The sequence below is a fragment of the Vineibacter terrae genome (assembly GCF_008039615.1).
Classification (GTDB): domain Bacteria; phylum Pseudomonadota; class Alphaproteobacteria; order Reyranellales; family Reyranellaceae; genus Vineibacter; species Vineibacter terrae.
In genome coordinates, this window is sequence record NZ_VDUZ01000024.1 from 96685 (window position 1) to 123268 (window position 26584).

A 26584-nucleotide genomic window follows, 5' to 3' on the forward strand; every position below is an offset into this window, starting at 1 on the left:
GGCTGGCCAGACAACGCAAACGGGGGAAACAACGATGGCTTCACAGGCGCAGACGCAGGTCGGGATCATCGGTGCCGGCCCCGCCGGCTTGCTGCTGGCCCGGTTGCTCAGGATGCACGGCATCGACAGCGTGATCCTCGAGCAGCGCGACCGCGCCTATGTCGAAGGCCGCGTCCGCGCCGGCGTGCTCGAGCAGGGCACGGCATCGCTGCTCGAGGAGGCCGGCGTCGCGGCGCGCCTCAAGCGCGAAGGCCTGGTGCACGAGGGCATCGAGATCGTCGCTCGCGACCGGCACTTGCGGATCGACTTCCGCGACCTGACGGGCAAGGCGGTCGTCGTCTACGGCCAGACCGAGGTGACCAAGGACCTGATCGCGGCGCGGCTGGCGGGCGATGGTCCGATCATCTGGAACGCCGCCGATGTCGCGGTCCATGACATCGATGGCGAGCAGCCGACGCTGACCTACCGCAGCGACGGTCAGGACCACCGGCTGACCTGCGATTTCGTGGCCGGCTGCGACGGCTTCCACGGCGTCGGCCGGCAGTCGATCCCCGCGCAGGCGCTGCAGAGCTTCGAGCGGGTCTACCCGTTCGGCTGGCTCGGCATCCTGGCCGAGGTGCCGCCATGCTCGCACGAGCTGATCTACGCCCGGCACGAGCGGGGTTTCTCGCTGGCATCCATGCGCTCGCCGACGCGCAGCCGCTACTACATCCAATGCGCCGTCGACGAGGACCTGAGCGCCTGGCCGGATGCCCGCATCTGGGACGAGCTCAAGCTGCGGCTGGGCCCCGCTGCGGCGGCCGGGATGACCACCGGACCCTCGATCGAAAAGAGCGTGGCGCCGCTGCGCAGCTTCGTGGTGACGCCGATGCGCTTCGGCCGCCTGTTCCTGGCCGGCGACGCAGCGCATATCGTGCCGCCCACCGGCGCCAAGGGCCTCAATCTCGCGGCCTCCGACGTGCACTACCTCAGCCGCGCGCTCATCGCCTTCTACAAGAAGGGGCAGGCCGATGCGCTGGAGCGCTACTCCGAATCCGCTCTGGCCCGCGTGTGGAAGGCGGAACGTTTTTCGTGGTGGATGACCACGATGCTGCACAAGCTTCACGACGAGAGCAGCTTCGAGGCGCAGATGCAGCTGGCCGAACTCGACTACCTCGCCTCGTCCCGCGCCGCCCAGACGGCGCTGGCGGAGAACTATGTCGGCCTGCCGTACTGAAGCGGCTATTCCACCGGCTCCGGCGTCTTGGGCGCGGCGGGCTCCTCGGCACCGGTATCCAGCGGCTCCGCCGTCTCCTCGTCGTCGCCGTCGAGCGGCAGGTCGGGCTCCTCGGGCCGATAGATCGACACCTCGGCGCGCGCATCCAGCAGGCCTGCTGCCTTCAGCTCCTCGTGGCCCGGCAGATCGTCCAGCCCGCCCAGCCCGAAATGCTCGAGGAAGAACTCGGTCGTGCCCCAGGTCACCGGCTTGCCTGGCGCACGGCGGCGGCCCATGGGCTGGATCCAATTCTGCTCGAACAGGAAATCCAGGGTGCCCTTGCTCAGGCCCACGCCGCGGATCTGCTCGATCTCCGCCCGCGTCACCGGCTGGTGGTAGGCGATGATCGCCAGCGTATCCACCGCCGCGCGCGACAGCTTGCGGTTCACCGGCTGCTCGATCTTCAGCTTCTGCGCCAGATCGGGCGCCGTGCGAAAACCATAGCCACCGGCGACCTTCACCAGGTTCACCCCCCGTGCCGCATAGAGCTCGGCAAGCTCGGCCAGCAGCGCCTCGACATCGGTGTCGGGCGGCAGGCGCTCGGACAGGGCGCCGATGCCCAGCGTCGTCGCCGACGCGAAGATCAGCGCCTCGACCAGGCGCAGATTGTACGCATGCTGGTCCTCCGGCGACGGCTCGGGCTCGACGGCGGCCGCGACCGCGTCGCCGGCCTCGTCCAGGGCCTGATCGTCCTCCGTCGTCTCGTCGTCGGCCGCATCGGCCTCGGCCACGGTGTCGGCGCTCTCGCCAGGTTCGTCGGCATCGGCGTCGGCCCCGTCATCGGCGCCGGCCTCCAGTGCCTCGGCCTCGGCAGCCTCCGCCGGCGTGTCGGCAGCATCCTCGGCCGTGGCGTCGACCGCGCCGGGCGCGTCGGGCGCGTCGGTGTCGCTCACGACTGCGTCGGCGGCCTCGACGTCGGCGCTGGCGGCGCCCGCCTCCGTGGCTTCAGCCTCGACCGCCTCAATCTCGGTCGCTTCGACTTCAGTCGTCTCAACTTCAGTTGCTTCGACCTCGTTCGCCTCGGCCTCGGTGGCGCCGGCGCGGGTCTTCTTGCTCTCGTCGACGGTGTCGGTCATGCGATCCATCCCTTACGGTGCCGGTGCCGGTGCCGGTTGCGGCAGGTCGTCGCCGTCGGTGCGCGCCTCTGTGCGCTTGCGCAGGAAAATCGGGCCAAAGGTCTCGGTCTGGCGCAATTGCACCAGGCCATCCTTGGTGAGCTGCAGCGAGGCCACGAAGGTCGCGGCGATGGCCGAGCGCAGCCGCAACGGATCGGTGAGGCCCGGTGGCAGGAAGGCCGCGATCGACGCCCAGTCGATGGCGATCCCCAGCATGCGCGACAGCCGCTCCGTGGCCTCGTCGGGCGAGAAGAACTGCATCGCCGCGATGTGATACGCATCAGGCTTCTTCGGCTTGTGCATCTCGCCATAGGCCTTGAGCAGCTCGTAGAGCTGCACCTGCCATTGCGACTTGCGCACCACCAGCACGCCCTCGGGCTGGCCACGGCCGAACGTATCGACGCCCAGCCGCGGTCGCGCCATCAGCCGCGTGCCGGCCTCCTGCATCGCTTCGAGCAGCCGCAGCTGGTGCTGCAGCGCCTCGGCCATCTGCTCGCCCGACGGCTCCTCGTCCTTGGGCGGATCGGGCAGCAGCAGACGCGACTTCAGGTAGGCGAGCCAGGCGGCCATCACAAGGTAGTCGGCGGCGATCTCCAGGCGCAGGCGGCGGGCCCTGGCGATGAAGGCCAGGTACTGGTCGACCAGCGCCAGCATCGAGATGCGCCGCAGGTCGACCTTCTGCTCGCGGGCCAGCACCAGCAGGATGTCGAGCGGGCCTTCGTAGCCTTCCAGGTCGAGGATCAGCTCGCCCTCGCCCGGCGCGATCACCTCGGGCTGCCCGGAATCGAACGCGGCATCGCCGGCCGGCGCCGGCGACTCGGCCGCTTCAGGCGCGGCGTCGGTCGGCTGGTCGGTCGGCAGCGGGTCGTCAGCGTCGGTCATGCGGGCAATCGAGCCTCATGACCACTAGATGTAGTCTATCGTCCCCTACGCCGCCACGAGATTCGCGACGGCGTTATCCCCAGTCGCTCGCCATAAAACGTAATGATTACAACAAGTTACCTTGGCGCAAACCGGCACGCCTCACGCCACCGGACGGTCGAGCAGCATCGCCAGGCGCCGGCGGGTACGCTCCAGGGCCTCGGCGTCGGCACCATCCCTCGCCGCCGCGCGCTGGCTGGTCCCGCGCTCGACCCGCTCCCAGGCAAGCGGCGTCAGCGCCGGAACCACGCCCGCGATCTCGCGCATCTGGTCCATGTCGCCGTTGCAGTGCAGCGCGACATCGCAGCCGGCGGCCAGCCCGGCGCGGACGCGCTCGGCATGGGTGCCGTCCAGCGCCTGCATCGAGAGATCGTCGGTGATCAGCAGGCCATCGAAGCCGATATGGCCGCGGATGATATCGCGCACGACGGCTGACGACGTCGTCGCCGGCTGGTTGCCGCTGAGCGCGCGATAAAGCACGTGCGCGGTCATCGCCCAGGGCAGATCGGCCAGCGCCCGGAACGGCGCGAAGTCGCAGGCCTCGAGCTCGGCACGCCCGGCCTCGACGATCGGCAGCTCGAAATGGCTGTCGGCACGGGCACGGCCATGGCCGGGGATATGCTTCATCACCGGGATCACGCCGCCGGCCATCAGGCCTTCCGCCTGGGCACGGCCCAGGGCAGCCACCACCGCCGGCGCCTCGCCGAAGGCGCGATCACCGATGACGCCATGCGCGCCGGCGACCGTCACGTCGAGCACCGGGGCGCAGTCGACATCGATGCCCAGCGGCGCGAGGTCGGCGGCGATGAGGCGGGCGTTGAGGCGCGTGGCCTCGACCGCCGCCTCGGGCTCGCGCCCGTGCAGCGCGCCGAACAGCGCCGCCGGCGGCGCGACCCGCCAATAGGGCGGCTTGAGGCGCGCGACGCGGCCGCCTTCCTGGTCAATCAGCACTGGCGCCTCGGCGCGGCCGACGCAGTCGCGCAGATCGCCGGTCAGGGCGCGCACCTGCTGGGGCGTCGCGACATTGCGCGCGAACAGGATGAACCCCAGCGGATCGGCATCGCGGAAGAAGGCGCGTTCGTCGGCCGACAGGCGCGGCCCGGCGCAACCGAGGATCACAGCAGCAGGCATGGTCATGTGCCCATCTTCACCGTCATCGCGAGCGTAGCGCGAGATCTCCTGCGAAAGGAGACACAATCCTCAGAATTTCCCCGCGTCGCTCGGGATGACAGCCCCGTCTTCTTTCATCGCGGCGGCAGCAGCACGCAGCCGACATTGCGCGTCTTGAGCCTGGCGCAGGTGTCCTTGGCCTGCTTCTCCTCGAGCGGGCCGGCCTGCACGCGATACCACGTGCCCTTGTCGCCGAGATCGGCGCGAGCCGGCTGCATGCGCAAATTGCCCAGCACATCGCTGTTGGCCTTCTGCAGCCGCGCCCACGTGGCCTTGGCGACATCCTCGGACCGTTCCGACGCGACCTGGATGCGGTAGCCGCCACCGGCTGCCGGGCCGTTCAGGCCATCGACGATCGATGCGATCGACGGACCGCCGCCGGTGTCGCTGATCTTGGGCTGCGCCGCCGCCGGCTCGGGCGTGGTGCTGGCCTCCGTCGGTGGCGGCGCCGGCGGAGTCGCGGCCGGTGCCGGCTGTGCCGGTGGCAGTGTCGGCGCCGTCGCGGTGACCGTGGGCGGTGGCGTCGTCGCGGCCGGCGGGGTCGATGGTGGCGTCGCGGCGGGCGGCGCCGCTTCCGGGGCTGCGGGCGCCGGCGCGGCCGTGGCCGGCATGCGCGGCGTGGCCGGCGGCGGCATCAGGCGCTCGGGCTGCAGCGGCACGGCGTTGGGGTCGACGCGGCGATAGGCGTCGATGTCCTGGTTGGGGATCTGCTGCCCCTTGGGATCGTCCGGCTTGATCTTGGCGGGCCCGTCCGCGGGCCGCACGGTCGGGATCGGCAACCCCGGGCCGCCGCGCTCGATATCCTGCTTGTGCGCCCAGTAGACCGTGCCGCCGAAGCTGGACAAGGCGGCGATGGTCACCATCACGGTCACGATCGTGCCGCGGCGCTGGTTGACCCGATAGAGCAGCGAGGGCGACTCCTCGCCGGCCTGCTGGGCAGCAAGCTCGTCGAGCGAGAGGGTACGGACTGCCGGCTCAGGCTGGCGTGCTGGCTCCGCCTGACCGGGATGGTAAACAACAGGCCCGCTGGCCGGCAGCGGGGTACGCTGGAACATGGCTTGTTATCTCATTTCCTCGGCCGGGGGGACGCCGAATATTCCAAGGCCGGATTGTATCACAAATCCAACGGCTTGCACCAACGCGATGCGTGATAAAGTGAGGTCCCGGTCAGTCTCGATCACGAACCGCAGGCCGCTTTCCTCCTTGCCGCGGTTCCAGTGGGCATGGAACTGCGAGGCGAGCTCGTAGAGATAGAACGCGATGCGGTGCGGCTCGTGCGCCTGGGCCGCCGCCTCGACCTGGCGCGGCCATTGCGCCAGCAGCTTGATCAGCGCCAGCTCGCCCGGATCGGTCAGCCGCGCGTGCGGCGCCGCCGCCAGGGTCGCGGCGTCGAGGCCGCCGAAGCCGGCGGCGGCCGCCTGGCGCAGCACCGAGCGCGTGCGGGCATGTGCGTACTGCACGTACCAGACCGGGTTGTCGCGCGACTGCTCCGTCGCCTTCGCCAGGTCGAAGTCGAAGGGCGCGTCGTTCTTGCGCGTCAGCATCGTGAAGCGCACGACATCGGGCCCGACCTCGTCGAGCAGGTCGCGCAGCGTGATGAATGTGCCGGCGCGCTTGGACATGCGCACCAGCTCGCCGCCCTTCAGCACGCGCACCAGCTGGCAGAGCTTGACGTCGAGCGCGCCCTTGCCCGACGTGATCGCCTTGACCGCCGCCTGCATGCGCTTGACGTAGCCGCCATGGTCGGCGCCCCAGACGTCGATCATCTCGGCGAAGCCGCGGCAGAACTTGTCGTGGTGGTTGGCGATGTCGTTGGCGAAGTAGGTCCATGACCCGTCCGACTTCTTCAGCGGCCGGTCGACATCGTCGCCGAACTGCGTCGAGCGGAACAGGGTCTGCTCGCGATCCTCCCAGTCGTCGGGCTTCTGGCCCTTGGGCGGCTCCAGACGCCCCTGGTAGATCAGGCCGGCGTCGGACAGCGCCTGGAAAGCGGCCTCGACGGCGCCGCTCTGCACCAGGGCGCGTTCGGAGGTGAAGACATCCATGCGCACGCCCAGGGCATCGAGATCATCGCGGATCGAGGCCATCAGCGTGTCGATGGCGAAGGCACGCAGCTCGGGCAGCCACACGTCCTCCGGCTGGTTCAGCCATTTCGACCCGTCGAGCTGCGCCAGCTGGCGGCCGACATCCTTCAGGTATTCGCCCGGGTACAGGCCCTCGGGGATCTCGCCGATCGCCTGGCCCAGCGCCTCCTGGTAGCGCAGGTAGGTCGAGCGGCCGAGGATGTCGACCTGCGCCCCGGCATCGTTGATGTAGTACTCCTTGGTGACGGCAAATCCCGCCTTGGCCAGCAGGTTGGCCAGCGCATCGCCCACCACGGCGCCGCGGGCATGCGCGACATGCAGCGGGCCGGTCGGGTTCGCCGACACATACTCGACATTCACCGGCGTGCCCTGGCCCAGCGTGCTGTCGCCATAGGCGCGGCCGGCGGTCAGCACGTCCGCCAGGCGCGCGCGCCAGAAATCGTCCGACAGGCGCAGGTTGATGAAGCCCGGGCCGGCCACCGCGGCCCCGGTCACGCCCGCGACCTGGCGCAGGCGCGCCACCAGCGCGTCGGCGATCTCGCGCGGCTTCTTGCGCGCGCCCTTGGCCAGCACCATCGCCGCGTTCGTCGCGATGTCGCCGTGGGCGGGATCGCGCGGCGGCTCGGCCGTGACGGCGGACAGGTCCAGCCCGGCCGGCAGCTCGCCGGCCGCTTCCATGGCCCGCAGCGCAGCGGTGATTTCATCGGCGATGTGACGGAACAGGTTCATGACGGCCCAAAACGATGCGGCGCAAGCGCCTCTGCGTGGGCTTTAGCGCGGCGCATGGTTTTCTTGCAACCGCCGCACCGCCGCATGCCCATGCGCGGCGCTTTCAGAACAGGTCAAAGTACTCGCGCTGCTCCCATTCCGTGACCTCGGCCTGGAAACGCGCGATCTCGGCATCCTTGATGCGGGCGAAGTAGTCGACGAACCCCGCCCCCAGCCCGTCGCGGAAGCAGGCATCGGCGCGCAGCGCCGCCAGGGCCTCGCCCAGCGATCTCGGCAACGGCTCTGCCTGCGCCTCGTAGGGCGTGTCGGCCGACGGGCCGGGATCGAGCTTGCGCTTCAGGCCGTCGAGGCCGGCCAGCACCTGCGAGGCCATGTAGAGATACGGGTTCGCCGCCGGCTCGCCGACGCGGTTCTCCAGCCGTGTCGCCGGATCGCCCGCCGCGCCCAGCGCCCGCAGCATCACGCCGCGGTTGTCGCGGCCCCAGATCGCGCGATCCGGCGCCAGCGAATAGGGCCGGTAGCGCTTGTAGCCGTTGAGCGTCGGCGTGGTGAACGCCGTCGCCGCGCGCGCATGCGCCAGCAGCCCGCCCAGCCACTGCATCGCGACCGGCGACAGGTCGCGGCTCTCGTCTTGCGACATGAAGGCGTTGGCGCCGGTGCGGTGATCGCGCAGCGACTGGTGCAGGTGCCAGCCGCTCGACATCACGTTGGGGATGCGCGGCCGGCACATGAAGCTGGCGTGATAGCCGTGGCGGCGGGCGACCTGCTTCACGGCGCTGCGCAGCAGCACCATGGCGTCGGCAGGCTCCAGCCCGAGGCCGGGATGGAAGGTGAGCTCGCACTGGCTGGGGCCATACTCCAGCTCGATGCTGCGCAGCTTGAGGCCCAGTGCCATGACGTCACGGCGCAGGATGTCGAACACCGGGTCGAGCTGGTCGTAGCGCTGCTCGGTCAGGTACTGGTAGCCCTGGGTCAGCAGCGCGACCTCGGGCGGCTCGCCCGGCTGGCCCGAATCGGATGGCCGCAGACGCGGGTCGAGCAGCTTGAAGACGTGGAACTCGACCTCCAGGCCGGCCATGAAGTCGTAGCCGGCGGTGGCGAGCTGGCCCAGCACCTTGCGGTAGAGGTGCCGGGTCGAGAACGGCACCGGCCGGCCATCGGCGAAATGGAGATCGCACAGCACCCAGCCGGTCTTGGGCGCCCAGGGCAGGATGCGGAACGTGGTGGGATCGGCCACCATCAGCGCATCGGCCGCGCCCTCCATCTCGCGCATGCCGAAGCCGCCGCCCGCCGTGAACACCGGGAACACGGTGCGGTGCGCCGTATCCTTGGCGAGCAACGTGGTGGTGATGGCGCAGCCGCCGCGCATCACCGACAGCGCGTCGGCGCCCACCACCGACTTGCCGCGCAGCACCCCGTGCTGGTCGGCGAACGACAGCCGCACGACCTCCAGCTCCTCGGCCCGGATGCGGTGCTCGGCCTCGGTCGCCGCCTCGACCTGCGCGGCGCTCCACAGCCCGTGACGATCGACGAAGCTCACGCCCCTCTCCGCCCACGAAGTGGGGGGAGAGAGAGGGGCCCGCGCGCAGCGCGGGAGGGTGAGGTGGGTCGCAGAACCGCACGGAACCTCATGGGACAGCCTCGTCTTGCACCAGCACCACCTCACCCTCCCATCGCTGACGCGATGGGCCCCACCCTCTCCCCCCGCTGCGCGGGCGGAGAGGGGTTCTATGCCGCCGACTTCGCCCAGCTGGCGTTGCTGCGGCGCTTGCGGTCGACCTCGGGCCAGTACGCCTCCCAGCCCTCGGTCGGGCCGATCGCGTCCATCGCCGCCGGGCCGGTGATGCCGGAAGCGGCCGCAGCGTCGAGCACCATCAGCGGCGTCTCGCCGGCCTCGGCCTGCGCGATCGAGCGCAGCAGCAGGCGGCGATAGGCGATGATGGCCTTGTCCGACGTGCCCAGATGCTCGCGCGTGCGGTCGGCGATCGCGCCCTGTGACTCGCAGGCCCACTGGTCGTGCACGTTGATGTCGAAGCCCATGCCGGTGAAGGTCCTGGTGCGCTGCTCCTCGGAATCATAGCCCCAGTGGTTGGCGCGGTTCAGCCGCGGCTTGTAGTCGGGCAGCTCATAGAGCTCCAGGCGCTGGCGGCGCATCTCGTCCTTGTCGACGGGCTGGCCGAAGCTGGTGAACATCGCGTACCAGTAGTTGCTGCCGTCATCGACCGGCACATGCCACTGGGTGATCGTCATCTCGGCGCTCATCGGGATGACGAAGGCGTTGGGGAACAGCAGGTTGGTGACGCGCAGATGCGTCTGGCGCTCGTTGAGCAGGCGCCGGGTCAGCAGGCGCAGGCCGAACGGCGCCGGCTCGACGTCGATCTTCGGCCGCGGGTACTCGCGCAGCAGCGTGGTCATCGGGATGTTGGAATCGATCGAGGCGGCGCGGAACTGGCGGCCGTAGCCGGTCTCCGTGCTTTCGTCCTCCTCGAAGCGGTGCAGGAACGAGGCATGCGCCGGATCGATGCCCACCTCCAGCGCCTGCAGCCAGTTGCATTCCATATGGCCCTTGAACGCGAAGCAGTGGCTGGCCGGCGCGATGAAGCAGTCGAAGTCCGGAAACGCCGGCGGCGCGCCGGCACCGAGATAGGCGAAGATCACGCCGTTCCTCTCGCGCACCGGATAGGCACCCTGCCGGATGCGCTCGCAGTAGCGGCTGTCCGGCGGCTCGGCCGGCATCTGCAGGCACTTGCCCTCGACGTCGAACAGCCAGCCATGGAACGGGCAGCGCAGGCCGCCGTGCTCGCGCCGGCCATAGGCCAGATCGGCGCCGCGATGCGGGCAGTCGCGGTCGAGCAGGCCCAGCCGCCCGGCCTCGTCGCGGAACAGCACCAGGTCCTGGTCCATCAGCCGTACCGCCTTCACCGGCCGCGGCCCGGCCAGCTCGTCGGCAAGCGCCACCGGCTGCCAGTAGAGCCGCATCAGCTTGCCGGCCGGCATCGCGGCGCCGGTCAGCGTCATGCGCGCATTCTCTTCACGGCTGATCATGGCGGCCCTCCCGTCACCAAGGAGAAGATGGCTGGCCGATTATTGAATGAAGGTGCCCTACGCGTACAGGTCGAACAGGCGGCGATGCTCATCGAGGGCATAGTTGTCGGTCATGCCGGCGATGTAGTCGGCGACGACCCGGGCGCGGCCGCGCTCGTCCTGCGTGCGCGCGCGGCTGCCCCATTCGTCGGGCAGGCACTCGGGCTCGCGGAACAGCAGGCTGAACAGATCGGCCACCACGCGCCGCGCCCGCGACGTCATGCGATTGACGCGCCAGTGGCGGTACATGCGCTGGAACAGGAAATCCTTCAGCGCGTCGTTGTCGCGGGCCAGCGTCGCCGAGAACGCCACCACCGGCCCGCCCAGGCGGCGCACGGCGTCGACGCTGGCCGGCGCCGCCGCCTGCAGCCGCCGCCGCGTCTCGGCCACGACGTCCTCGACCATCACGTTGATCAGCCGGCGCACGGTCTCGTGGATCAGCCGTCCCTGCTCGAGCCCCGGATAGCGCTGGCGCACGCCGCGGATGATGTCGCCCACCAGCGGCAGTGGCAGCAGGTCCTCGACATGGAACAGGCCGGCGCGCAGCCCGTCGTCGATGTCGTGGTTGTTGTAGGCGATGTCGTCGCTGATGGCGGCGACCTGCGCCTCCGGCCCGGCCCAGGTGTCGAGCTCCAGGTCCCACTCGCCGCTGAACTCGACGATCGCCGCCGGCAGGTCGGCCGCCGTCACGCCCGGCTTGAGCAGCGGACCGTTGTGCTTCACCGCGCCTTCCAGCGTCTCCCAGGTCAGGTTCAGCCCGTCGAAGTCGGCGTAGCGGTGCTCCAGCTTGGTGAGGATGCGCAGGGTCTGCGCATTGTGGTCGAAGCCGCCGAACGGCTTCATCGCCGCATCCAGCGCGTCCTCGCCGGCATGGCCGAACGGCGTGTGGCCGAGGTCGTGCGCCAGCGCCAGCGCCTCGGCGAGATCCTCGTCCAGCGCCAGCGTGCGGCAGATCGAGCGCGCGATCTGCGCCACCTCCAGGGTGTGCGTCAGCCGCGTCCGGTGGTGATCGCCCTCGTGGTAGACGAACACCTGGGTCTTGTGCTTCAGCCGCCGGAACGCGGTCGAGTGGATCACCCGGTCGCGGTCGCGCTGGTAGGGCGAGCGCGTCGTGCTCACCGCCTCGGCATGCAGCCGGCCGCGCGAGGCATGCGGGTTGGTCGCATAGGCCGCCAGCGCGCGGCCGTCGAACCCGATCACCTTGCCCTGCTCCGGCATGCCTGCCTCCGCTGCCGCGGGTTGCGCCGCCGCCCTGGCTCCTGCGCTATTTCACCAGGCAGATCGGCACCTCGACATGGGCGATGGCATCCTGCGCCACCGAGCCCAGCAGCACGCCCGCCACGCCGCTATGTCCGCGCGTGCCCATCACCACCGAGCCGCAGCCCAGGCGGCGGGTGAACTCGCCGATGATCGGCCCGGGCCGGCCGACGCTGATATGCGTGGCGGCCTTCACCCCGGCGTCGGCGCACAACTTCACGGCCGAGGCCATGGCCTTCTCGCCTTCCTCGCGGTGATAGGCATCGACGTTCGCCTTGGGCACGAACATCGTCACCAGGCTGCCCACGGACGGCTGCACGTTCAGCAGGTGCAGCTCGCTGCCGGGCACGGCCTTGGCCAGGCCGATGGCATGCTTGACGGCGCGATCGGAGTTGGCCGAGCCGTCGACCGGCACCAGGATGAAGTTCGTATCGGCCATGGTCAGTCGTCCTTCCTTTCCGCCAGATCGATCGCATCGTGCGGCTTGCGCCGACGCGACAGGTACATTCCTAGCACGACGACGAACACCGCGCCGGCAGCGGCGCAGACATGCTCGGCGTGCGGGATATGGTGCTCGAGCCAGGCCGCGATCGTGCCCGGCGGCGCCACGTCGGCGTTGGGCGGCTTGCCGTCAGTGGCCATCACCTCGCCGCCGATCCAGCCCAGCAGCGCCCCGCCGATCACCACCAGCACGGGGTAGCGCTGCAGGATGGCGGTGAGCAGCGTGCTGCCGAAGATGATGATCGGGATGCTGATGATCAGGCCGAGCATGATCAGCACGCCGTCGTTGTTGGCCGCGGCCGCGATCGCGATGGCGTTGTCGAGGCTCATGATCGCGTCGGCCACGATGATGGTCCAGACAGCGCCCCACAGGCTGGCGCTCGCCTTGACGCCGCCTTCGCCCTCGCCTTCATCCTCGTTCAGCAGCTTCACGCCGATCCACAGCAGCAGGGCGCCGCCGAGCAGCTTCAAGTAGGGGATGCTCAGCAGCCAGGTGATCATGAAGACGAAGATCACCCGCAGCACGATGGCGCCCAGGCTGCCGCCGATGATCGCCGGCTTGCGATGCTGGTCGGAGAGGTTGCGGCAGGCCATCGCGATCACGACGGCGTTGTCGCCGGACAGGATGATATTGGCCACGATGATCTTGCCCAGCGCCAACCAGAAGACGGCGCTGGCCAGATCCGGCATCACGAAATGCATACACCCCCCACAACGGCGGTTTATCGGTTGAAAGACGGCCGGCAACATAGCGTCCGGCCGCGACCTGTAAATACCCCCACCATTCGCAGCCCGGGCCGCTTCCGCCCGGGCCGGCGCCAATGCTATCCCCGGCCCCGGACGAGGGGAGAAAGCCTGGATGGCAGCCAAGTCGACCTACACCAAGATGTTTCCCGTGTCCTGGACGGAACTGCACCGCGATGCCAAGGCGTTGGCGTGGCGGCTGGCCGATCTCGGGCCGTTCAAGGGCCTCGTCGCCATCACCCGCGGCGGCCTGGTCCCGGCGGCGATCGTGGCCCGCGAGCTGAATGTGCGGCTGATCGACACGGTCTGCTGCTCGACCTATGAGAAGACCAGGCGCGGCGGCAAGGTCGAGGTGCTCAAGGGCACCCAGGCGGAGCAGGACTCGGGCGAGGACTGGCTGATCGTCGACGACCTCGTCGACACCGGCGTCACGGCCGAGCGCGTGCGCGAGATGATGCCCAAGGCGCATTTCGCCACCGTCTACGCCAAGCCGGCGGGCAAGCCGATGGTCGACACCTTCATCACCGAGGTGAGCCAGGACACCTGGATCCTGTTCCCCTGGGACCAGGAGGCGGTGATGTCGACACCCATCGTCGAGCTGAAGGCCACCGACCGGCGGCGGTGAGCCCGTTTGCGGGCCGGACTCACTGTCATCCCGAGCGCAGCGAGGGATCTCCCGCGGATGGCGTACCGTGCGTCATTCGTGGGAGATCCCTCGCTGCGCTCGGGATGACGGAGCGGCGCTCGCTCACCCCACCATGCGATCCCGGCCGGCCCAGAAGCGGGCGCGCAGGACCTTCTTGTCGACCTTGCCGACGGCGGTGAGCGGCAGGCTCTCGACGAACTCGACCCGCTTGGGCGCCTGGGCCGGTCCCTTGCGGTCCTTCACGAGCTGGGCCAATGCGCCGGCATCGGGCACGGCGCCCGGCTTGCACACAACCAGCGCCGTCACGGCCTCGCCCCATTTGGGATCGGGCACCCCGATCACCGCTGCCATCGCCACGTCGGGATGGGAGGTCAGCACGTCCTCGACCTCGCGCGGGAAGACGTTGAAGCCGCCCGTCACGATCATGTCCTTCTTGCGATCGACGATGTAGAGGAAGCCGCGCTCGTCGGCGCGGGCGATGTCGCCGGTGTGCAGCCAGCCGCCCTTCAGCGCCTCGGCGGTCTGCTCCGGCCGCTTCCAGTACTGCTCCATCACCTGCGGCCCGCGGGCGCAGATCTCGCCGGCCTCGCCCACCGGCACCTCGCGCTGCTCATCGTCGAGCAGCCGGACATCGGCATCGGCCACCGGCCGGCCGCAGGATGCGAACAGCCCCGGCTGCGCCGGATCGTGATCGGCCTTGCAGAGCACCGACAGCGGGTAGCCCTCGGTCTGGCCGTAGAGCTGCGAGAACACCGGCCCGATGCGCTCGAGCCCTTCCACCAGCCGGCTGGGCGACATCGGCGAGGCGCCGTACATCAGCAGCTCGAGCGACGAGAGATCGGTCCTGCCCAGCGCCGGATGATCGAGCAGCACATAGATCATCGTCGGCACCAGCAGCGTCATGTCGATGCGCTCGCGCTCGATGGTGGCCAGCACCTGCCCGGGATCGAAGCCCTTGAGCAGGTGCACCGTGCCGCCCAGCAGGAGCGTGGGCAGCACCTTGGTGCCGGCGACATGCGTGATCGGCGCTACGGCCAGGTAGCGCGGCGCGCGCGGCAGCTCGAAATTGGCCAGGATGGAGCTGGTGACCGCGGTCCACGACACGTGGCGCCGGATCGCGCCTTTGGACTTGCCCGTGGTGCCGCCGGTATAGGCGAGGATCGCGTAGTCGTCGGGCCCGGCCAGGCTGCGCGGGCTGACCTCGCCGGCGCGCTCCGACGCCGCCAGAAGGTCGCTGCCATAGCTCGCCGGCCCGATCGTGAAGACGCATTTCAGGCCCGCGCGGCGCGCCGCCAGCTCGCCGCCGCGATCACTGAAATGCGCCGCGTCGACCACCAACGCCTCGATCTCGGCATCGTCCAGCACATCCAGATGGTCCTCGAGCGAGCCGATCGGATGCAGCCAGGTGATGATCAGGCCCTGCGCCTGCGCCGCGACACCGGCGCACCAGGCATCGGCGCGGTTCACGCTCAAGAGCGCCATGCGCATGCCGGGCCTGAGTCCGGCCGCCGCCATCGCCGCCTGCATGCGTCCGATCAGAGAACCCACGCCGGCATAGGTGAGGCTGCCGCCATCCCAGGCGAAGGCCGTGCGCCGCGGATGCTGCCGCACGGCGCGCAACGTGAGGTCGACACCGGTGGGGCTGCCGTACAATGGATCCGTCATGGCGCTTTCTCCCTGCTTGTTCTGGGTTTTCCTCCCCAACAAAGTTGGGGAGGTGCCCCGAAGGGGCGGAGGGGAGCCGACGTGGTCTCAGTGACAGACATCACGTCGGCTCCCCATCCGGCCTTCGGCCACCTTCCCCGCAAGCGGGGAAGGGACTACGCCGGGTGCACCTTCATCCAGTGGCGGGCGATGTCCTCGCGGCGCGCGACCCAGACGCGGTCATGCGCCAGCACGTGGTCCATGAACTTCGCCAGCGCCGCGGCGCGGCCGGGCCGGCCGGCGAGCCGGCAGTGCAGGCCGATCGACATCATCTTGGGCGCCGTGGCGCCCTCGGCATAGAGCACGTCGAAGGCGTCGCGCATGTAGGCGAACCAGCCCTCGCCTGAGGTGAAGCCCGGCGCCACCGCGAACTTCATATCGTTGGCTTCCAGCGTGTAGGGAATGATCAGGTGCGGCTGCTCGCCCACGCGCACCCAGTAGGGCAGGTCATCGGCATAGGAGTCGCTGGAGTAAAGGAAGCCGCCGTGCTCGACCACCAGCCGCAGCGTGTTGGCGCTGAGCCGGCCGGTGTACCAGCCGACCGGCGGCACGCCGCAGCTCTGCTCGATGGCGCGCACGGCGCGCTGCAGGTGGTCGCGCTCCTCGGCTTCCGCCATGTCCTTGTAGTTGATCCAGCGCCAGCCGTGGCTGGCCACCTCGTGGCCGGCCTCGACCATGGCCTTGCCGGCCGCCGGGTTCAGCTCCAGCGCCCGGCCCACCGCCCAGGAGGTGAAGTGGATGTTGCGCTGCGCGAACAGGCGCAGGATGCGCCAGAAGCCGGCGCGGCTGCCGTACTCGTAGACCGTCTCGGTGCTGAGGTCGCGCATGCCGAGGAAGGGCTGGCCGCCGGGCGTCTCGCTGAGAAAGACCTCGGAGCCGGCATCGCCGTTGAGCACGGTGTTCTCGCCGCCCTCCTCGTAGTTCAGCACGAAGCTGACGGCGATGCGCGCGTTGCCGGGCCACTGCGGATCGGGTGGATGGGCGCCGTACCCCACCAGATCACGGCTCATGTGGTCGCGCAGCATGCTTTCCTCCCTCCGCCCGGCATTGCCGATGCATGACCACTTTTGTATAGCAGGGACGATGCCGTGCCGGGAGCGCGGTCAGTGACAAGCGCGACGGAGACGTGAGGGGCTACAGACGCGATACCGCGCGTGAAGCCCTCACCCGGCGCGCTGCGCGCACCGACCTCTCCCGCATGCGGGAGAGGTGAAGAGCCATGAACGATATCGACCGCGCAGCCCGCGCCGTGCGCGAAGACCGGCTCTGGCAGCGGCACCTGGACATGGCGAAGCTGGGCGGCACCGCCAAGGGCGGCGTCAACCGCCAGGCCCTGTCGCCCGAGGATGCCGCCGCCCGCAACCAGCTGATGGGCTGGGCCAAGGCCCGCGGCTTCAGCGTCTTCACGGACGCCATCGGCAACCTCTTCGTGCGCCGCGCCGGCAGCGATGATGAGGCCCGCCCCATCCTCAGCGGCTCGCACATGGACAGCCAGCCCACCGGCGGCCGCTTCGACGGCATGTACGGCGTTCTGGCCGCGTTCGAGGCGCTGGAGGCGCTGGAGGATGCCGGCGTGCGCACCAGGCGGCCGATCGAGGCCGTGGCCTGGACCAATGAGGAAGGCAGCCGCTTCCAGCCCGGCGCCATGGGCTCGGCGGTATTCGCCGGCCACTACCTGCTGGCCTCGGCGCTGACGGTGACGGACTGGAAGGGCGTCGTGCTGCGCGAGGCGCTCGCCGAAACCCTGGCCGCCGCGCCGGCAACGCGGCGCGGCGATGCGCCGGGCTTCGCGCTCGACGGCTATGTCGAGGCGCATATCGAGCAGGGCCCGCGCCTGGAGAACGCCGGCACCACGATCGGCGTCGTCACCAGCATCCAGGGCAGCCGCCGTTTCATGGTCGAGATCCTGGGCGAGGAGGCGCATGCCGGCACCACGCCGCGGGCGGCGCGCAAGGACGCGTTCGTGGCCGCCGTCGCCATCGCCGGCGCCATGCAGGCCGCCACGCGCGACACCGACGATACCCTGCGCTTCACCATCGGCCGGGTCGACGTGCAGCCGGGCTCGCCCAACACGGTGCCGGGCCGCGTCAGCTTCTCCATCGACATGCGCCATCCCTCGAGCGAGGTGCTGGATGCGCACGAGGCCAAGCTGCGCGCGATCGTGGCCGCCGGGGCCGCGCCCTGCACCGCCAGCATCGAGCGCACCATGGCGGTGGCGCCGACGGTGTTCGATCCCGATGTGATCGGCCTGGTGCGCGATGCCGCCCGGCGCCAGGGCTTCAGCCACATGGACATGCCCTCCGGCGCCGGCCATGACGCCATGCATATCGCCGGGCTCTGCCCCACCGGCATGGTCTTCGTGCCCTGTGAGCGCGGCATCAGCCACAACGAGGTCGAGAACGCCACCCCGGCCGATCTCGCGGCTGGCACGCGCGTGCTGGTCGAGGCGCTGCTGCGCCTCGCCAACCGCTGACGCCCGATTCACGCGCCGCCTGCTTGCGGACAACGGAACCGGTCCCGGCAAAACGCGTGACAACAACGACAACAATGACTGAAAGTCGCCCGAGCCACCTTCACCTCCGCCCGATCGCCGATCAAGGCGCGGTATATGTGGCGTGGCCACGCTGCCCACAACGGAACGAAAACAGGCGTAGCGAAGAAATTTCTCTGCTATCGCATACGCGCAATTCACCTCTCCCCGCGGGAGCGGGGAGAGGTGTTCGGAACGCAACCCAGGATCTGACATGCCCGCGCTCGCCAAGCCGCTCGTCTCCATCCTCACCGACCTGATCGCGATCCCCAGCCCCTATCCGCCGGGCGAGAGCGTCGATATCTGCGCCTACGCGGCGCAGCGGCTGAAGAAGGCGGGCTACAAGGTCGAGATCGCGCGCAAGGTGAAGGGCGTCGACAACGTCGTGGCGCGCCTGAAGGCACCGAACAAGGGCCCGAGCACGGTGTTCAATGCCCATGTCGACACGGTGGGCGTGGGCGAACGCGCCAACTGGAAGACCGATCCGTTCAAGGCGGCGGTCAAGGGTGGGCTGGTCCATGGCCTGGGCGCCGGCAACTGCAAGGGCAGCATGGCGGTGCAGCTATGGCTGGCCGAGGAGATCGCGCGGCGCGGCGGCCCCCAGACCGGCGAGGTGGTCTTCACCTTCGTCGCCGACGAGGAGAATCTCGGCCCCAACGGCATGGAATTCCTGCGCGCAGCGCGCAAGGTGAAGCCCGACGTGCTGATCCTGGGAGCCCAGACCGAGAATCAGCTGATCGTCGCCGAGCGCGGCGTGATGTGGGCGCGCATCACGGCATCCGGCAAGGCGGCGCATGCCGGCAACCCGGACGCCGGCGACAACGCCATCCTGCGCATGATGCGGCTGGTGGGCGCCCTGCAGGCCTTCTACGACCGCGCGCTGCGCAAGCGCGTCTCCGGCGCGATGCGATCGACGGTCAATGTCGGCATGTTCCATGGCGGCCACAACACCAACGTGGTGCCCAGCGCCTGCACCGTGGAGATCGACCGCCGGCTGCTGCCGAGCGAGAAGGTGAAGGCGGCGTTCACCGAGCTGAAGAAGGTCGTCGACGGCGTCGGCGAGCCGCGCGGCACATACAAGGTGGAGTTCCTCACCGGCACCAACGGCTTCTTCGCGCCGGAGAACGGCGCCGGCGTCGCCGCGCTGGAAGCCGCCATCCGGGCGCGCACCGGCAAGAAGGCCCGCTTCCTCAACGCCACCGGCGTCGGCGACGGCCGCTACTTCGCCGACGACGGCATCGAGATCATCAATTTCGGGCCGGGCTCGGGGACCCAGGGGCACGCGGCGAACGAGTCGGTGCCGATCGCCCAGATGGAGGATGCCGCGCACATCCTGCTGGCGGCCGTAGGGCGGTTGAACGGGGTGCGGCTATAACCAAGACGCTATCGCCAATCAAGACGCTATCGCCGCCCGAATTCGGGATTGAGTGAGCTGCTGCGGGAAGGCCAGCTTGGAGTTCCTACCGGCGTGACTGCCACCGACGCGGATGCCGGCGTCCATGCATCACGGCAAGGACGACCACGTCATCCCCGTGGACCCGAAAATATATGCCAAAAGGGAACCGGCGCACGACCGCCCGATGGACCTCTCCATGAACGCGGGAAAATGCCAACGGATTGGTAACGATGCGCCGAAGGGTTTCGTCGATCGCTTCCGCGAACCGGACACCAAGCCCCGTTTTCTGCTCTTCGTATCACCGCCGAGCCGCTCGGGCTTCTTCCTCGGCGTGCGGCCGAAAGATGACGGCGTGCGTCACGTCCCGTCGCGAAGCTTCCGGCGGACGTCATGCCAGGGAACTGCCGACCCGGGGTCGGCCAGATGCTCCGCCCAGCGACGATCGAGTTCGGTGCGATCCTCCGGCTCGATCTCTAACTCCGCATTGCGATCTACGTCCGTCAGACTTTCCCACAGGGCAATCGCAAGCTCGGCGCGTTCGTCGGCAGGCAGCTTCAGCAACTCAGCGAAGTTCGTCGAAGACATGATTCGATATTCTCACGATGCCCGGCGCCCAACAAGGCGCTTTCACTGTGGCTCGATGGGCTGGTGGCGCACTACGGCGACCGCCTCCTTGCTTTCGACACGACCGTCGCGCAGCGTGCCGGAGCCTTGGCCGGCCTGGCCCGCGCCCACCCAGCCCCTACCCGCCCGGCGAGAGCGTCGCGATCTGCGCCTATGCGGCGCAGCGGCTGAAGAAGGTCGTCGACGGTGTCGGCGAGCCGCGCGGCACATACAAGGTGGAGTTCCTCACCGGCACCAACGGCTTCTTCGCGCCGGAGAACGGCGCCGGCGTCGCCGCGCTGGAAGCCGCCATCCGGGCGCGCACCGGCAAGAAGGCCTGCTTCCTCAACGCCACCGGCGTCGGCGACGGCCGCTACTTCGCCGACGACGGCATCGAGATCATCAATTTCGGGCCGGGCTCGGAGACCCAGGGGCACGCGGCGAACGAGTCGGTGCCGATCGCCCAGATGGAGGATGCCGCGCATATCCTGCTGGCGGCCGTGCTTCCAGAGCGGGGGGCTCCAAGAGAGAGCTTGCGTCCGGAAAATCAGGACTGTCATCCCGAGCGCAGCGAGGGATCTCCTGCGAAAGACGCACCGCGCGCCATCCGCGGGAGGTCCCTCGCAGCGCTCGGGATGACAGTGAAAATGCGCATCCCGTAGCCGCTCGCGGGACGAGGAGATGGCACCCGAACGTTTCGCCCTGCCCGCGCCGGTACGCCGCGAACGCGCCGCTACTTCATTGCCTTCATCGAGGCCGCGTCGAGCACGTACATGAGCTTTTTCAGCTCCTCGTACATGGCGATGAAGTCACGCTGCACCTCGATCCCGAGAATCTGCAACGTCTTGCCTTGCTGCAATGCCGAATGCATCCTTTGCCCGATCCTGACCTGCTTCTCGTCCTCATCCCTGAAATCGGCCGCGTGGACATCGGCGAACTCGCCGCGCTCCCGGAACTCCCGGAGGCGGGCCTCGATGCGGCGATCCAGACTCTCGAGCATTCCAGCCCTGGCTCTGTCCAGTTCCGTTGTCATGGCCGTCATCCTTTCTTACCCGCAAGCATCGCAGATCGTGTCGAAGGCACGTGCGTGACGCCTTGCCGGCTGCCGCTCCTCCATCCGATCGGCGTTCGGTGCCACAGGGGCGAGACAAATCGCGCGGCGTGCGGCGCTGACCTTGCGCCGGCCGACGTGAGAGGAACCCAAGCTGCCTTGGTACCGATCATGTATGGACGCCACTCAGGCAGCATTGTGGCAAGCGACGTCAGCAACATCACCAAGCAGTGAACGCATCGCACGGCGGCTCGTGCCGTTGCCCTGGCGGCGCTCGCAGGAGCACCGCCGGGCTTCCCATGCGCTCACACGCTTTCGTGCGACAGGACCTCGCCGAACAGCTCCCAGGTTTCGTTCTTGAAGCGCGCCAGCCGTATCGACTGGATCGGATAGAAATCGGTCGGACTGGTGCTGACCGTGATGCCCGGCAGCAGCAGCGGCACGCGCAGATTGTGATGGCTCGCCGCCTGCTTCATCAGGTTGGCGCGCGTCAGCGTGTCGCCGCATTTCCTGAGCGTCTGCTCCATCAGGTACGACACGGCATAGGCGAATATATAGCTGCCGTCGGCGGTATTGGCGTCCGCCATGTACTTGGCCATGAAGGCGCGCCAGGTCTTCATATCGGCATTGTCATCCCATTGATGGTCGGTGGGATCCATCAGGTAGAGGCCGGTGAGGATCCCCTGGCTGTTCTCCAGGCCGGCCGGCTTCAGGGTCGCCGCGACGGATGATGACACATTGTTCAGGTACTGGACGGGCCTCCAATCAAGCTCGGCCGCCTTGCGGATCGCCTGCGCGGCGAACTTGGGAATCGCGATGTTGAAGAAGACGTTCGCACCGGCATTCTTCAACTGGATCATCTGCGAGTCGACCGTCGGGTCGGTGGTCTCATAGGTGGTGTGCCTGACGATCCTGTCGACCGCCTTGCCCAGCCCTTCCCGAAATCCGTCGTAGTAGTCCTTGCCGTAGTCGTCGTTCTGCATCAGCACGGCGATCCGGGCATCCTTGACGTTGGCCAGGATGTGCCTGGCGTAGATGACGGCCTCGGTGTGGTAGTCGGGCTGGAACCCCATGGTCCACGGGAACCTCTTCGGCTGGCCCCATTTCGAGGCGCCCGTGGCGACGAAGAGCTGCGGCACCTTCTTCGCATTCATATACTTGTGGATGGCGGTGTTGGTCGGCGTGCCCAGCGTGTTGAACGTGCAAAGCACCTTGTCCTGCTCGACCAGCTGCCGGATGACCTCGACCGTCTTGGGCGGGCTGTAGCCATCGTCGAGGCTGATGAAGCGGACCTTGCGTCCATTGATGCCGCCGCGGTCGTTGACCATCCGCCAATAGGCATCGATGCATCGGCCGATCACGCCGTAGGACGAGGCCGGGCCGCTGTAGGGATTGGTGTTGCCGATCTTGATCTCGCTATCCGTCGCACCGTCGTCGTAGGTGCCCTTGCCGTAGCTCGGCGCGACGACAGCCAGCACCGGCATTGCCGCCGTGCCAAATACAAACGCACGCCTGGTGGCGCTCATCGCTTCCTCCCTGCTGTTGAATTTTAGCTGTCGGGAGCGTCGCGCGTGCTTTGCGGCAATCCGTGGGCAATCCCAAAAAGTTGAAGACGGACGATGTCCTCCTATGGCCGGTCGGAAAGGCTGACAAAATTGTGCCCACCTTGCGAGCAATCATGGGCGCCATGAAGCCGTGCGCCGGAAAGGCGACGGGAGGTTTCGATGTTCCGGTCGACGCGCCTGTTCATGCTCGGCGTCATCGCTGCCGCCCTGGCGCTTGGAGCCTCGAGCCTGCTGTTCTTCAACGACGTCTATTCGAGCCGGCCATCGACGGCGGAGCTGCTGCCGGAGACATCATCCCAGGCGCTCAGCCTGACGGCGATCGCGCCTTCGGGGAGCCCGCTGAGGCTGTCCCGCTCCGGACCGGAGCTTCGGCGCTGACAGCCGCTACCGCAGGGCTACGGCATTCACACATGTTCACCGTCATCCCGAGCGCAGCGAGGGATCTCCTGCGAAAGACGCACCGTGCGCCATTCGCGGGAGATCCCTCGCTGCGCTCGGGATGACGGTCCGTCAGCGCCTATTGCAGGCCGTACACGCGCATGGCGTTGTCGCGGGTGATCTTGCGGCGGGTGGCCTCGGGCAGATGCCCGAGCTCGCGCGCGATGTATTCCTGCGAATCGGGCCAGATGCCGTCGGGATGCGGGAAATCGGAGCCCCACATCACGTTGTCGACGCCCAAATCGTCCAGCAGCTTGATGCCGATCGGATCGGTCTGGTAGGTCGCGTAGCACTGGCGGCGCCAGTATTCGCTGGGCTTCATCTTGAGCTCAAGGTCCTTGAACTGGTCCTCCCATTCCATGTCCATGTGCTGCAGCACATAGGGGATCCAGCCCAGGCCGGCCTCGCCGATCACCACCTTGAGGTTGGCATGGCGCTCCAGCGCGCCGCTGTAGATCAGCGACATCAGCATGTAGCCCATATGCATCTGGAAGTTGGTGATGTGCGCGGCGAAGGCACGGCGCGCGACCTTGGGCGTCATCTTGCTGTAGTCGGGCGAGCGGCCGCCGATGGTGTGGAAATGCACCGGCAGGCCGGTCTCGTGCGCGATCCGCCACAGCGGCTCGTAGACCTCCTCATAGAGCGGGATCATGTCCGGCCGGTTGGCGACGTCGATGCCGCGGACTCCGCGGTCGGCAGCCCGCTTCACCTCGGTCACGGCAGCGTCGATATCGTGGCTGGGAATATTGGCAAGACCGATCAGCCGGTCGGGATGGCTGCGGCAGAAATCGTGCAGCCAGTCGTTGTAGATGCGCAGCATCTCGACCGCCGCCTCGCCGTCGTTCAGCCGGCCGCTGGAGCCCAGCACGCCGTACAGCACCTCGGCCTGCACGCCGTCGCGCTCCTGATCCTTGAGCCGCAGCTCCGGGTCGGTCAGCCGGCGGATGCCTTTCCTGCCGTCCTCGTAGAGGCCGGTCGACGCCATGCGGTCGGAGCGATGGATCACGCCCGGCTCGTACTTGCGTCCCGCCGATCCCATGCCGTTGACCAGGCCGAACCGGGCCCCGTTGCGGCTGATCCAGTGCGGCCCGTCGGGACCAGCCTCGACATAGGGCATGCGGTCGCGAAGCCTGGCCGAGGCGTTGGCGGTGAACAGATCCGGCGGCAGCCAGATGAGGTCGATATGCCCGTCAGCCGAGATGACGTCGTAGCGCATGGGCGCAGGCCTCCCGTGAGCGATGTCCGGCACAGGATGGCACGTGACGGCCGTGCCCGCGACCCGGTTGCCACGTCGTGCCGCAAAGGGAGACTATCCGCGGCCGCATAGCTCGCCGGCGCTCTCCGCGGTGGCGTGTCCTCGCTCCCGCCTTGACTCGCCTGCCCGGCGCGCGTCCCATCGCCGCGGGGTTCCGGCATTATGTACGGGGAGAACCATGTCCGAGCTAACGCCAACCAACGCGCAAAGGGCAGTGACGCTTGTCGGGCTGAAATACCGGCGATACCTGACAACCCCGCTGCCCGACACGTCGGCCTACAAGTTCTACAAGCTCACCGAGGGCTTCGACACGGTCTTCCACTCCATCTACACCAAGACGTTCCGGACGGCGAACCTGGCCATCTTCGGCACCGACAAGATCACCTCCGACCAGATCAACGGATTCGTGACGCCGGACGATCCACCCAGCAACCGCGTGATCTACCTCAACCTCGACTCGACGACGGCCAACTTCGGCACGCTGGTGCACGAGACGATCCATGCCGTCTCCCACAGCAGCTTCTATCCGACCTACTACTGCACCGCCGGCCTGGCGCCGGCCGTCGTCGAAGGCATCACCGAGTACCTGACGCGCAAGTGCAGCCCCACGGTCGCCATGAGCCGCCGCAGCTACCAGGCTTGGTACGAGGCGACCGAGGCCTGGGTCGGTCCCGAGGGCAGCCCCCGCTACCAGCAGATGGTCGACTGGATATTCCGCGGCAGACAGCCGCTGAACTGGCCGGTCAACGACTACGCCTGACCGCCACGGCAATACTGCAGAAGGCGACGCGCGGCGGAGCCTCAGCCGCTCCTGCCGCCAAGAAGACGTCAGGACCTGGCCTTCTTCTTGCCGGTCTCGGGCGGCGCCTTGATGCGGATCCGAATGCCACGACCTTCCGTCTGATCAATCTCGAAGGCATCGGTCTTGCGGACCAGGTCGCTCAGCTTGCCGAAGCCGTAGGTGCGCGGATCGAAATCCGGCGCCAGCGTGGACAGCCGCGAGCCGACCGCACCGAGGCCCACCCAGCCGTCGTCGCTGTCCATTTGCGCAATCGCCCGCTCCAGCAGCGGCGTGGCCCCGCTCGGCGGCTCGAGCGGCCGGCCGACGGAGCCCGCGCCCGGGTTCACTGCCGGCGCCTCCGGCAGAAGGTTCTCCGTGTAGACGAAGCGCCGGCAGGCCTGGCGGAAGCTTTCCGGCGTCTTCTGCTCGCCGAAGCCGAAGACATCCAACCCCTGCTCGCGGATGCGCGACGCCAGGCGCGTGAAGTCGCTGTCGGACGACACCAGGCAGAAGCCGTCGAAGCGGCCGCTGTGCAGCAGGTCCATGGCGTCGATCACCAGCGCGATGTCGGAGGCGTTCTTGCCGGTCGTGTACGCGAACTGCTGGTACGGGATGATCGCGTGCTTGGACAGGATGTCGGCCCAGGCTTTGAGCCGCGTGCCCGAGAAGTCGCCGTAGATGCGCCGGACGCTGGCCTCGCCCAGCTTGGCCACCTCCTCGAACAGCCCGTCGGCGATCCGTGGCGAGGCGTTGTCGGCATCGATCAACACTGCAAGTCGAGGTGAGCGGGCTTCCGCGGCCATCGGCATTCCCTGTCTGTCGACATGACTGTCGCCAGCATACTACATCGATGACCGCCTTGTTGGAGTGCCGCGATGGCCATTCGGCCGATCCTGCGATTTCCCGATCCCCGCCTGCGCCGCATCGCCGCGCCGGTCGACCATTTCGATGCCGGCCTGCGATCGCTGGCCGACGACCTGCTGGAGACCATGCGCGAAGCCGCCGGCATCGGCATCACCGCGCCGCACATCGACGTGCCGGCGCGGCTGGTCGTGATCAGGCTCGAAGCCGACACTGCGGCCCGCGTCTATGTGAACCCCGAGGTGGCCTGGGCGTCGCCGGAAACCGCCCGTCACCCGGAGGGCAGCCTCTCGATGCCGGGTGTCACCGACGAGGTCGAGCGTCCGGCCCGGGTGCGGGTGCGCTATCAGGATCTGGGCGGCGCGACCTGCACCGAGGAGGCCGACGGGCTGCTCGCCGTGTGCCTGCAGCACGAGATCGATCAGCTCGACGGGATCTTCTGGCTTCAGCGCCTGTCACGCCTGAAGCGGGATCGCCTCACCAAACGGTTCCTGAAGCTGAGGCAGGGCGACGGCCCCGCCTCGGCATGACGGCGACCGCATATGGCCCAACGCTGTTGTCTCCTCGCCCCGCGGCAGCGGGGAGAGGAAGGGGCCCATGCCGAAGGCATGGGAAGGTGAGGGGTAGGAACGATCAAGCCAGGCGGCAGGAACAGGGGCTGATCGCTCGTACCCCTCACCCTCCCATCGCTTTGCGATGGGCCCCTTGTACGACCGGATACATCGGTAACACTTTAGACCGGATACATAGGTAACACTTTGGACCGAATACATCGGTTACACTTTCGGTGCCGCCGCTGGCCGCTGCCGGGGGCGCGCCCCCGGCAGCGGCTCGAATTTTCCGGCGGGGGTGAGCAGGGCCAACGGCACGTGGCCGAAGCGCAACCGCATCACG

The 26584-nt window shown here is 68.5% G+C and carries 25 protein-coding genes and 1 pseudogene; 8 read left to right on the top strand and 18 right to left on the bottom strand.

The window, feature by feature from the left end; translation table 11 throughout:
• Nucleotides 1-34 precede the first annotated feature (34 nt).
• On the top strand, nt 35-1216 hold the full coding sequence (gene pobA, locus FHP25_RS20780) for a 4-hydroxybenzoate 3-monooxygenase (RefSeq protein WP_147848878.1): 1182 nt from the start codon (nt 35-37) through the stop codon (nt 1214-1216).
• Nucleotides 1217-1221: 5 nt separating this feature from the next.
• Here the strand turns inward: pobA and scpB are convergent, their stop codons facing one another.
• The 10 genes from scpB to FHP25_RS20830 all read right to left on the bottom strand — a co-directional run bounded on the left by scpB (nt 1222) and on the right by FHP25_RS20830 (nt 12806).
• On the bottom strand, nt 1222-2331 hold the full coding sequence (scpB, locus tag FHP25_RS41435) for an SMC-Scp complex subunit ScpB (RefSeq protein WP_218578480.1): 1110 nt from the start codon (nt 2329-2331) through the stop codon (nt 1222-1224).
• Nucleotides 2332-2343: 12 nt separating this feature from the next.
• Nucleotides 2344-3252: a segregation and condensation protein A gene (locus FHP25_RS20790; RefSeq protein ID WP_147848879.1), complete on the bottom strand. Its 909-nt coding sequence runs from the start codon at nt 3250-3252 to the stop codon at nt 2344-2346.
• 141 nt (nt 3253-3393) lie between these two features.
• Nucleotides 3394-4428 (bottom strand): beta-N-acetylhexosaminidase, encoded by a 1035-nt coding sequence (nagZ, locus tag FHP25_RS20795; RefSeq protein WP_147848880.1) that lies wholly within the window; start codon nt 4426-4428, stop codon nt 3394-3396.
• 107 nt (nt 4429-4535) lie between these two features.
• Nucleotides 4536-5516, bottom strand: a complete 981-nt coding sequence (locus FHP25_RS20800; protein ID WP_147848881.1) for an SPOR domain-containing protein — start codon at nt 5514-5516, stop codon at nt 4536-4538.
• Between the two features lie 6 nt (nt 5517-5522).
• Nucleotides 5523-7274: an arginine--tRNA ligase gene (gene argS / locus FHP25_RS20805; protein WP_147848882.1), complete on the bottom strand. Its 1752-nt coding sequence runs from the start codon at nt 7272-7274 to the stop codon at nt 5523-5525.
• A 103-nt stretch (nt 7275-7377) separates the two neighbouring features.
• On the bottom strand, nt 7378-8814 hold the full coding sequence (locus tag FHP25_RS20810) for a glutamine synthetase family protein (RefSeq protein WP_147848883.1): 1437 nt from the start codon (nt 8812-8814) through the stop codon (nt 7378-7380).
• Between the two features lie 188 nt (nt 8815-9002).
• On the bottom strand, nt 9003-10319 hold the full coding sequence (locus tag FHP25_RS20815; protein ID WP_147848884.1) for an aromatic ring-hydroxylating dioxygenase subunit alpha: 1317 nt from the start codon (nt 10317-10319) through the stop codon (nt 9003-9005).
• 57 nt (nt 10320-10376) lie between these two features.
• On the bottom strand, nt 10377-11576 hold the full coding sequence (locus FHP25_RS20820; RefSeq protein ID WP_147848885.1) for a deoxyguanosinetriphosphate triphosphohydrolase: 1200 nt from the start codon (nt 11574-11576) through the stop codon (nt 10377-10379).
• Between the two features lie 46 nt (nt 11577-11622).
• Nucleotides 11623-12054, bottom strand: a complete 432-nt coding sequence (locus FHP25_RS20825) for a universal stress protein (RefSeq protein WP_147848886.1) — start codon at nt 12052-12054, stop codon at nt 11623-11625.
• A 2-nt stretch (nt 12055-12056) separates the two neighbouring features.
• Nucleotides 12057-12806, bottom strand: coding sequence for a YjbE family putative metal transport protein (locus FHP25_RS20830; protein WP_147848887.1), 750 nt, complete (start codon nt 12804-12806; stop codon nt 12057-12059).
• A 169-nt stretch (nt 12807-12975) separates the two neighbouring features.
• Between FHP25_RS20830 and gpt the strand changes: the two genes are divergently transcribed.
• Nucleotides 12976-13485: a xanthine phosphoribosyltransferase gene (gene gpt / locus FHP25_RS20835; protein WP_147848888.1), complete on the top strand. Its 510-nt coding sequence runs from the start codon at nt 12976-12978 to the stop codon at nt 13483-13485.
• Between the two features lie 123 nt (nt 13486-13608).
• On the opposite strand, the gene FHP25_RS20840 is transcribed toward gpt, so the two are convergent.
• Together FHP25_RS20840 and puuE are read right to left on the bottom strand one after the other, a co-directional pair.
• Entirely contained in the window at nt 13609-15171 is a 1563-nt protein-coding gene (locus tag FHP25_RS20840; protein ID WP_147848889.1) for an AMP-binding protein, read from the bottom strand.
• Nucleotides 15172-15326: 155 nt separating this feature from the next.
• Nucleotides 15327-16235: an allantoinase PuuE gene (gene puuE / locus FHP25_RS20845; protein WP_218578481.1), complete on the bottom strand. Its 909-nt coding sequence runs from the start codon at nt 16233-16235 to the stop codon at nt 15327-15329.
• Between the two features lie 194 nt (nt 16236-16429).
• Here puuE and FHP25_RS20850 point away from each other — a divergent pair, with 194 nt between their 5' ends.
• Together FHP25_RS20850 and FHP25_RS20855 are read left to right on the top strand one after the other, a co-directional pair.
• Nucleotides 16430-17683, top strand: coding sequence for a Zn-dependent hydrolase (locus tag FHP25_RS20850; RefSeq protein ID WP_147848890.1), 1254 nt, complete (start codon nt 16430-16432; stop codon nt 17681-17683).
• Between the two features lie 271 nt (nt 17684-17954).
• On the top strand, nt 17955-19115 hold the full coding sequence (locus FHP25_RS20855) for a M20 family metallopeptidase (protein WP_147848891.1): 1161 nt from the start codon (nt 17955-17957) through the stop codon (nt 19113-19115).
• 85 nt (nt 19116-19200) lie between these two features.
• Here FHP25_RS20855 and FHP25_RS42650 read toward each other — a convergent pair.
• Together FHP25_RS42650 and FHP25_RS20865 are read right to left on the bottom strand one after the other, a co-directional pair.
• A pseudogene (locus tag FHP25_RS42650) lies at nt 19201-19398 on the bottom strand (type II toxin-antitoxin system RelE/ParE family toxin); the annotation flags it as partial.
• 95 nt (nt 19399-19493) lie between these two features.
• On the bottom strand, nt 19494-19721 hold the full coding sequence (locus tag FHP25_RS20865; protein ID WP_147848892.1) for an addiction module protein: 228 nt from the start codon (nt 19719-19721) through the stop codon (nt 19494-19496).
• Nucleotides 19722-19738: 17 nt separating this feature from the next.
• Between FHP25_RS20865 and FHP25_RS20870 the strand changes: the two genes are divergently transcribed.
• The gene (locus FHP25_RS20870) at nt 19739-20401 is read left to right on the top strand and encodes a M20/M25/M40 family metallo-hydrolase (RefSeq protein ID WP_147848893.1); all 663 of its coding nucleotides are present in this window, start codon (nt 19739-19741) and stop codon (nt 20399-20401) included.
• A 71-nt stretch (nt 20402-20472) separates the two neighbouring features.
• Here the strand turns inward: FHP25_RS20870 and FHP25_RS20875 are convergent, their stop codons facing one another.
• Both FHP25_RS20875 and FHP25_RS20880 read right to left on the bottom strand, forming a co-directional pair.
• Nucleotides 20473-20772 (bottom strand): hypothetical protein, encoded by a 300-nt coding sequence (locus tag FHP25_RS20875; protein ID WP_147848894.1) that lies wholly within the window; start codon nt 20770-20772, stop codon nt 20473-20475.
• Nucleotides 20773-21095: 323 nt separating this feature from the next.
• Nucleotides 21096-22316 (bottom strand): ABC transporter substrate-binding protein, encoded by a 1221-nt coding sequence (locus FHP25_RS20880; protein ID WP_147848895.1) that lies wholly within the window; start codon nt 22314-22316, stop codon nt 21096-21098.
• Nucleotides 22317-22514: 198 nt separating this feature from the next.
• Here FHP25_RS20880 and FHP25_RS20885 point away from each other — a divergent pair, with 198 nt between their 5' ends.
• The gene (locus FHP25_RS20885) at nt 22515-22733 is read left to right on the top strand and encodes a hypothetical protein (RefSeq protein ID WP_147848896.1); all 219 of its coding nucleotides are present in this window, start codon (nt 22515-22517) and stop codon (nt 22731-22733) included.
• A 139-nt stretch (nt 22734-22872) separates the two neighbouring features.
• Here FHP25_RS20885 and FHP25_RS20890 read toward each other — a convergent pair whose 3' ends face one another.
• Nucleotides 22873-24009 carry an amidohydrolase family protein gene (locus FHP25_RS20890; protein ID WP_147848897.1) on the bottom strand — a complete coding sequence of 379 codons (1137 nt, stop codon included), beginning with the start codon at nt 24007-24009 and terminating at the stop codon, nt 22873-22875.
• Between the two features lie 217 nt (nt 24010-24226).
• On the opposite strand from FHP25_RS20890, the gene FHP25_RS20895 reads away from it, so the two are divergent.
• On the top strand, nt 24227-24808 hold the full coding sequence (locus tag FHP25_RS20895; protein WP_147848898.1) for a hypothetical protein: 582 nt from the start codon (nt 24227-24229) through the stop codon (nt 24806-24808).
• Nucleotides 24809-24876: 68 nt separating this feature from the next.
• On the opposite strand, the gene FHP25_RS20900 is transcribed toward FHP25_RS20895, so the two are convergent.
• Complete coding sequence (locus tag FHP25_RS20900) at nt 24877-25632, bottom strand: NYN domain-containing protein (protein WP_147848899.1); 756 nt, start codon at nt 25630-25632, stop codon at nt 24877-24879.
• Nucleotides 25633-25704: 72 nt separating this feature from the next.
• On the opposite strand from FHP25_RS20900, the gene FHP25_RS20905 reads away from it, so the two are divergent.
• Nucleotides 25705-26220: a peptide deformylase gene (locus FHP25_RS20905; protein ID WP_147848900.1), complete on the top strand. Its 516-nt coding sequence runs from the start codon at nt 25705-25707 to the stop codon at nt 26218-26220.
• The last annotated feature ends 364 nt before the right edge of the window (nt 26221-26584 follow it).

Bases quoted from the DNA above. Each gene is read 5' to 3' on its own strand.
- pobA (WP_147848878.1), top strand. From the start codon at position 35: ATGGCTTCACAGGCGCAGACGCAGGTCGGGATCATCGGTGCCGGCCCC.
- scpB (WP_218578480.1), bottom strand. From the start codon at position 2,331: ATGACCGACACCGTCGACGAGAGCAAGAAGACCCGCGCCGGCGCCACC.
- FHP25_RS20790 (WP_147848879.1), bottom strand. From the start codon at position 3,252: ATGACCGACGCTGACGACCCGCTGCCGACCGACCAGCCGACCGACGCC.
- nagZ (WP_147848880.1), bottom strand. From the start codon at position 4,428: ATGACCATGCCTGCTGCTGTGATCCTCGGTTGCGCCGGGCCGCGCCTG.
- FHP25_RS20800 (WP_147848881.1), bottom strand. From the start codon at position 5,516: ATGTTCCAGCGTACCCCGCTGCCGGCCAGCGGGCCTGTTGTTTACCAT.
- argS (WP_147848882.1), bottom strand. From the start codon at position 7,274: ATGAACCTGTTCCGTCACATCGCCGATGAAATCACCGCTGCGCTGCGG.
- FHP25_RS20815 (WP_147848884.1), bottom strand. From the start codon at position 10,319: ATGATCAGCCGTGAAGAGAATGCGCGCATGACGCTGACCGGCGCCGCG.
- FHP25_RS20820 (WP_147848885.1), bottom strand. From the start codon at position 11,576: ATGCCGGAGCAGGGCAAGGTGATCGGGTTCGACGGCCGCGCGCTGGCG.
- FHP25_RS20825 (WP_147848886.1), bottom strand. From the start codon at position 12,054: ATGGCCGATACGAACTTCATCCTGGTGCCGGTCGACGGCTCGGCCAAC.
- FHP25_RS20830 (WP_147848887.1), bottom strand. From the start codon at position 12,806: ATGCCGGATCTGGCCAGCGCCGTCTTCTGGTTGGCGCTGGGCAAGATC.
- gpt (WP_147848888.1), top strand. From the start codon at position 12,976: ATGGCAGCCAAGTCGACCTACACCAAGATGTTTCCCGTGTCCTGGACG.
- FHP25_RS20840 (WP_147848889.1), bottom strand. From the start codon at position 15,171: ATGACGGATCCATTGTACGGCAGCCCCACCGGTGTCGACCTCACGTTG.
- puuE (WP_218578481.1), bottom strand. From the start codon at position 16,235: ATGCTGCGCGACCACATGAGCCGTGATCTGGTGGGGTACGGCGCCCAT.
- FHP25_RS20850 (WP_147848890.1), top strand. From the start codon at position 16,430: ATGAACGATATCGACCGCGCAGCCCGCGCCGTGCGCGAAGACCGGCTC.
- FHP25_RS20855 (WP_147848891.1), top strand. From the start codon at position 17,955: ATGCCCGCGCTCGCCAAGCCGCTCGTCTCCATCCTCACCGACCTGATC.
- FHP25_RS20865 (WP_147848892.1), bottom strand. From the start codon at position 19,721: ATGTCTTCGACGAACTTCGCTGAGTTGCTGAAGCTGCCTGCCGACGAA.
- FHP25_RS20870 (WP_147848893.1), top strand. From the start codon at position 19,739: ATGCCCGGCGCCCAACAAGGCGCTTTCACTGTGGCTCGATGGGCTGGT.
- FHP25_RS20875 (WP_147848894.1), bottom strand. From the start codon at position 20,772: ATGACAACGGAACTGGACAGAGCCAGGGCTGGAATGCTCGAGAGTCTG.
- FHP25_RS20880 (WP_147848895.1), bottom strand. From the start codon at position 22,316: ATGAGCGCCACCAGGCGTGCGTTTGTATTTGGCACGGCGGCAATGCCG.
- FHP25_RS20885 (WP_147848896.1), top strand. From the start codon at position 22,515: ATGTTCCGGTCGACGCGCCTGTTCATGCTCGGCGTCATCGCTGCCGCC.
- FHP25_RS20890 (WP_147848897.1), bottom strand. From the start codon at position 24,009: ATGCGCTACGACGTCATCTCGGCTGACGGGCATATCGACCTCATCTGG.
- FHP25_RS20895 (WP_147848898.1), top strand. From the start codon at position 24,227: ATGTCCGAGCTAACGCCAACCAACGCGCAAAGGGCAGTGACGCTTGTC.
- FHP25_RS20900 (WP_147848899.1), bottom strand. From the start codon at position 25,632: ATGGCCGCGGAAGCCCGCTCACCTCGACTTGCAGTGTTGATCGATGCC.
- FHP25_RS20905 (WP_147848900.1), top strand. From the start codon at position 25,705: ATGGCCATTCGGCCGATCCTGCGATTTCCCGATCCCCGCCTGCGCCGC.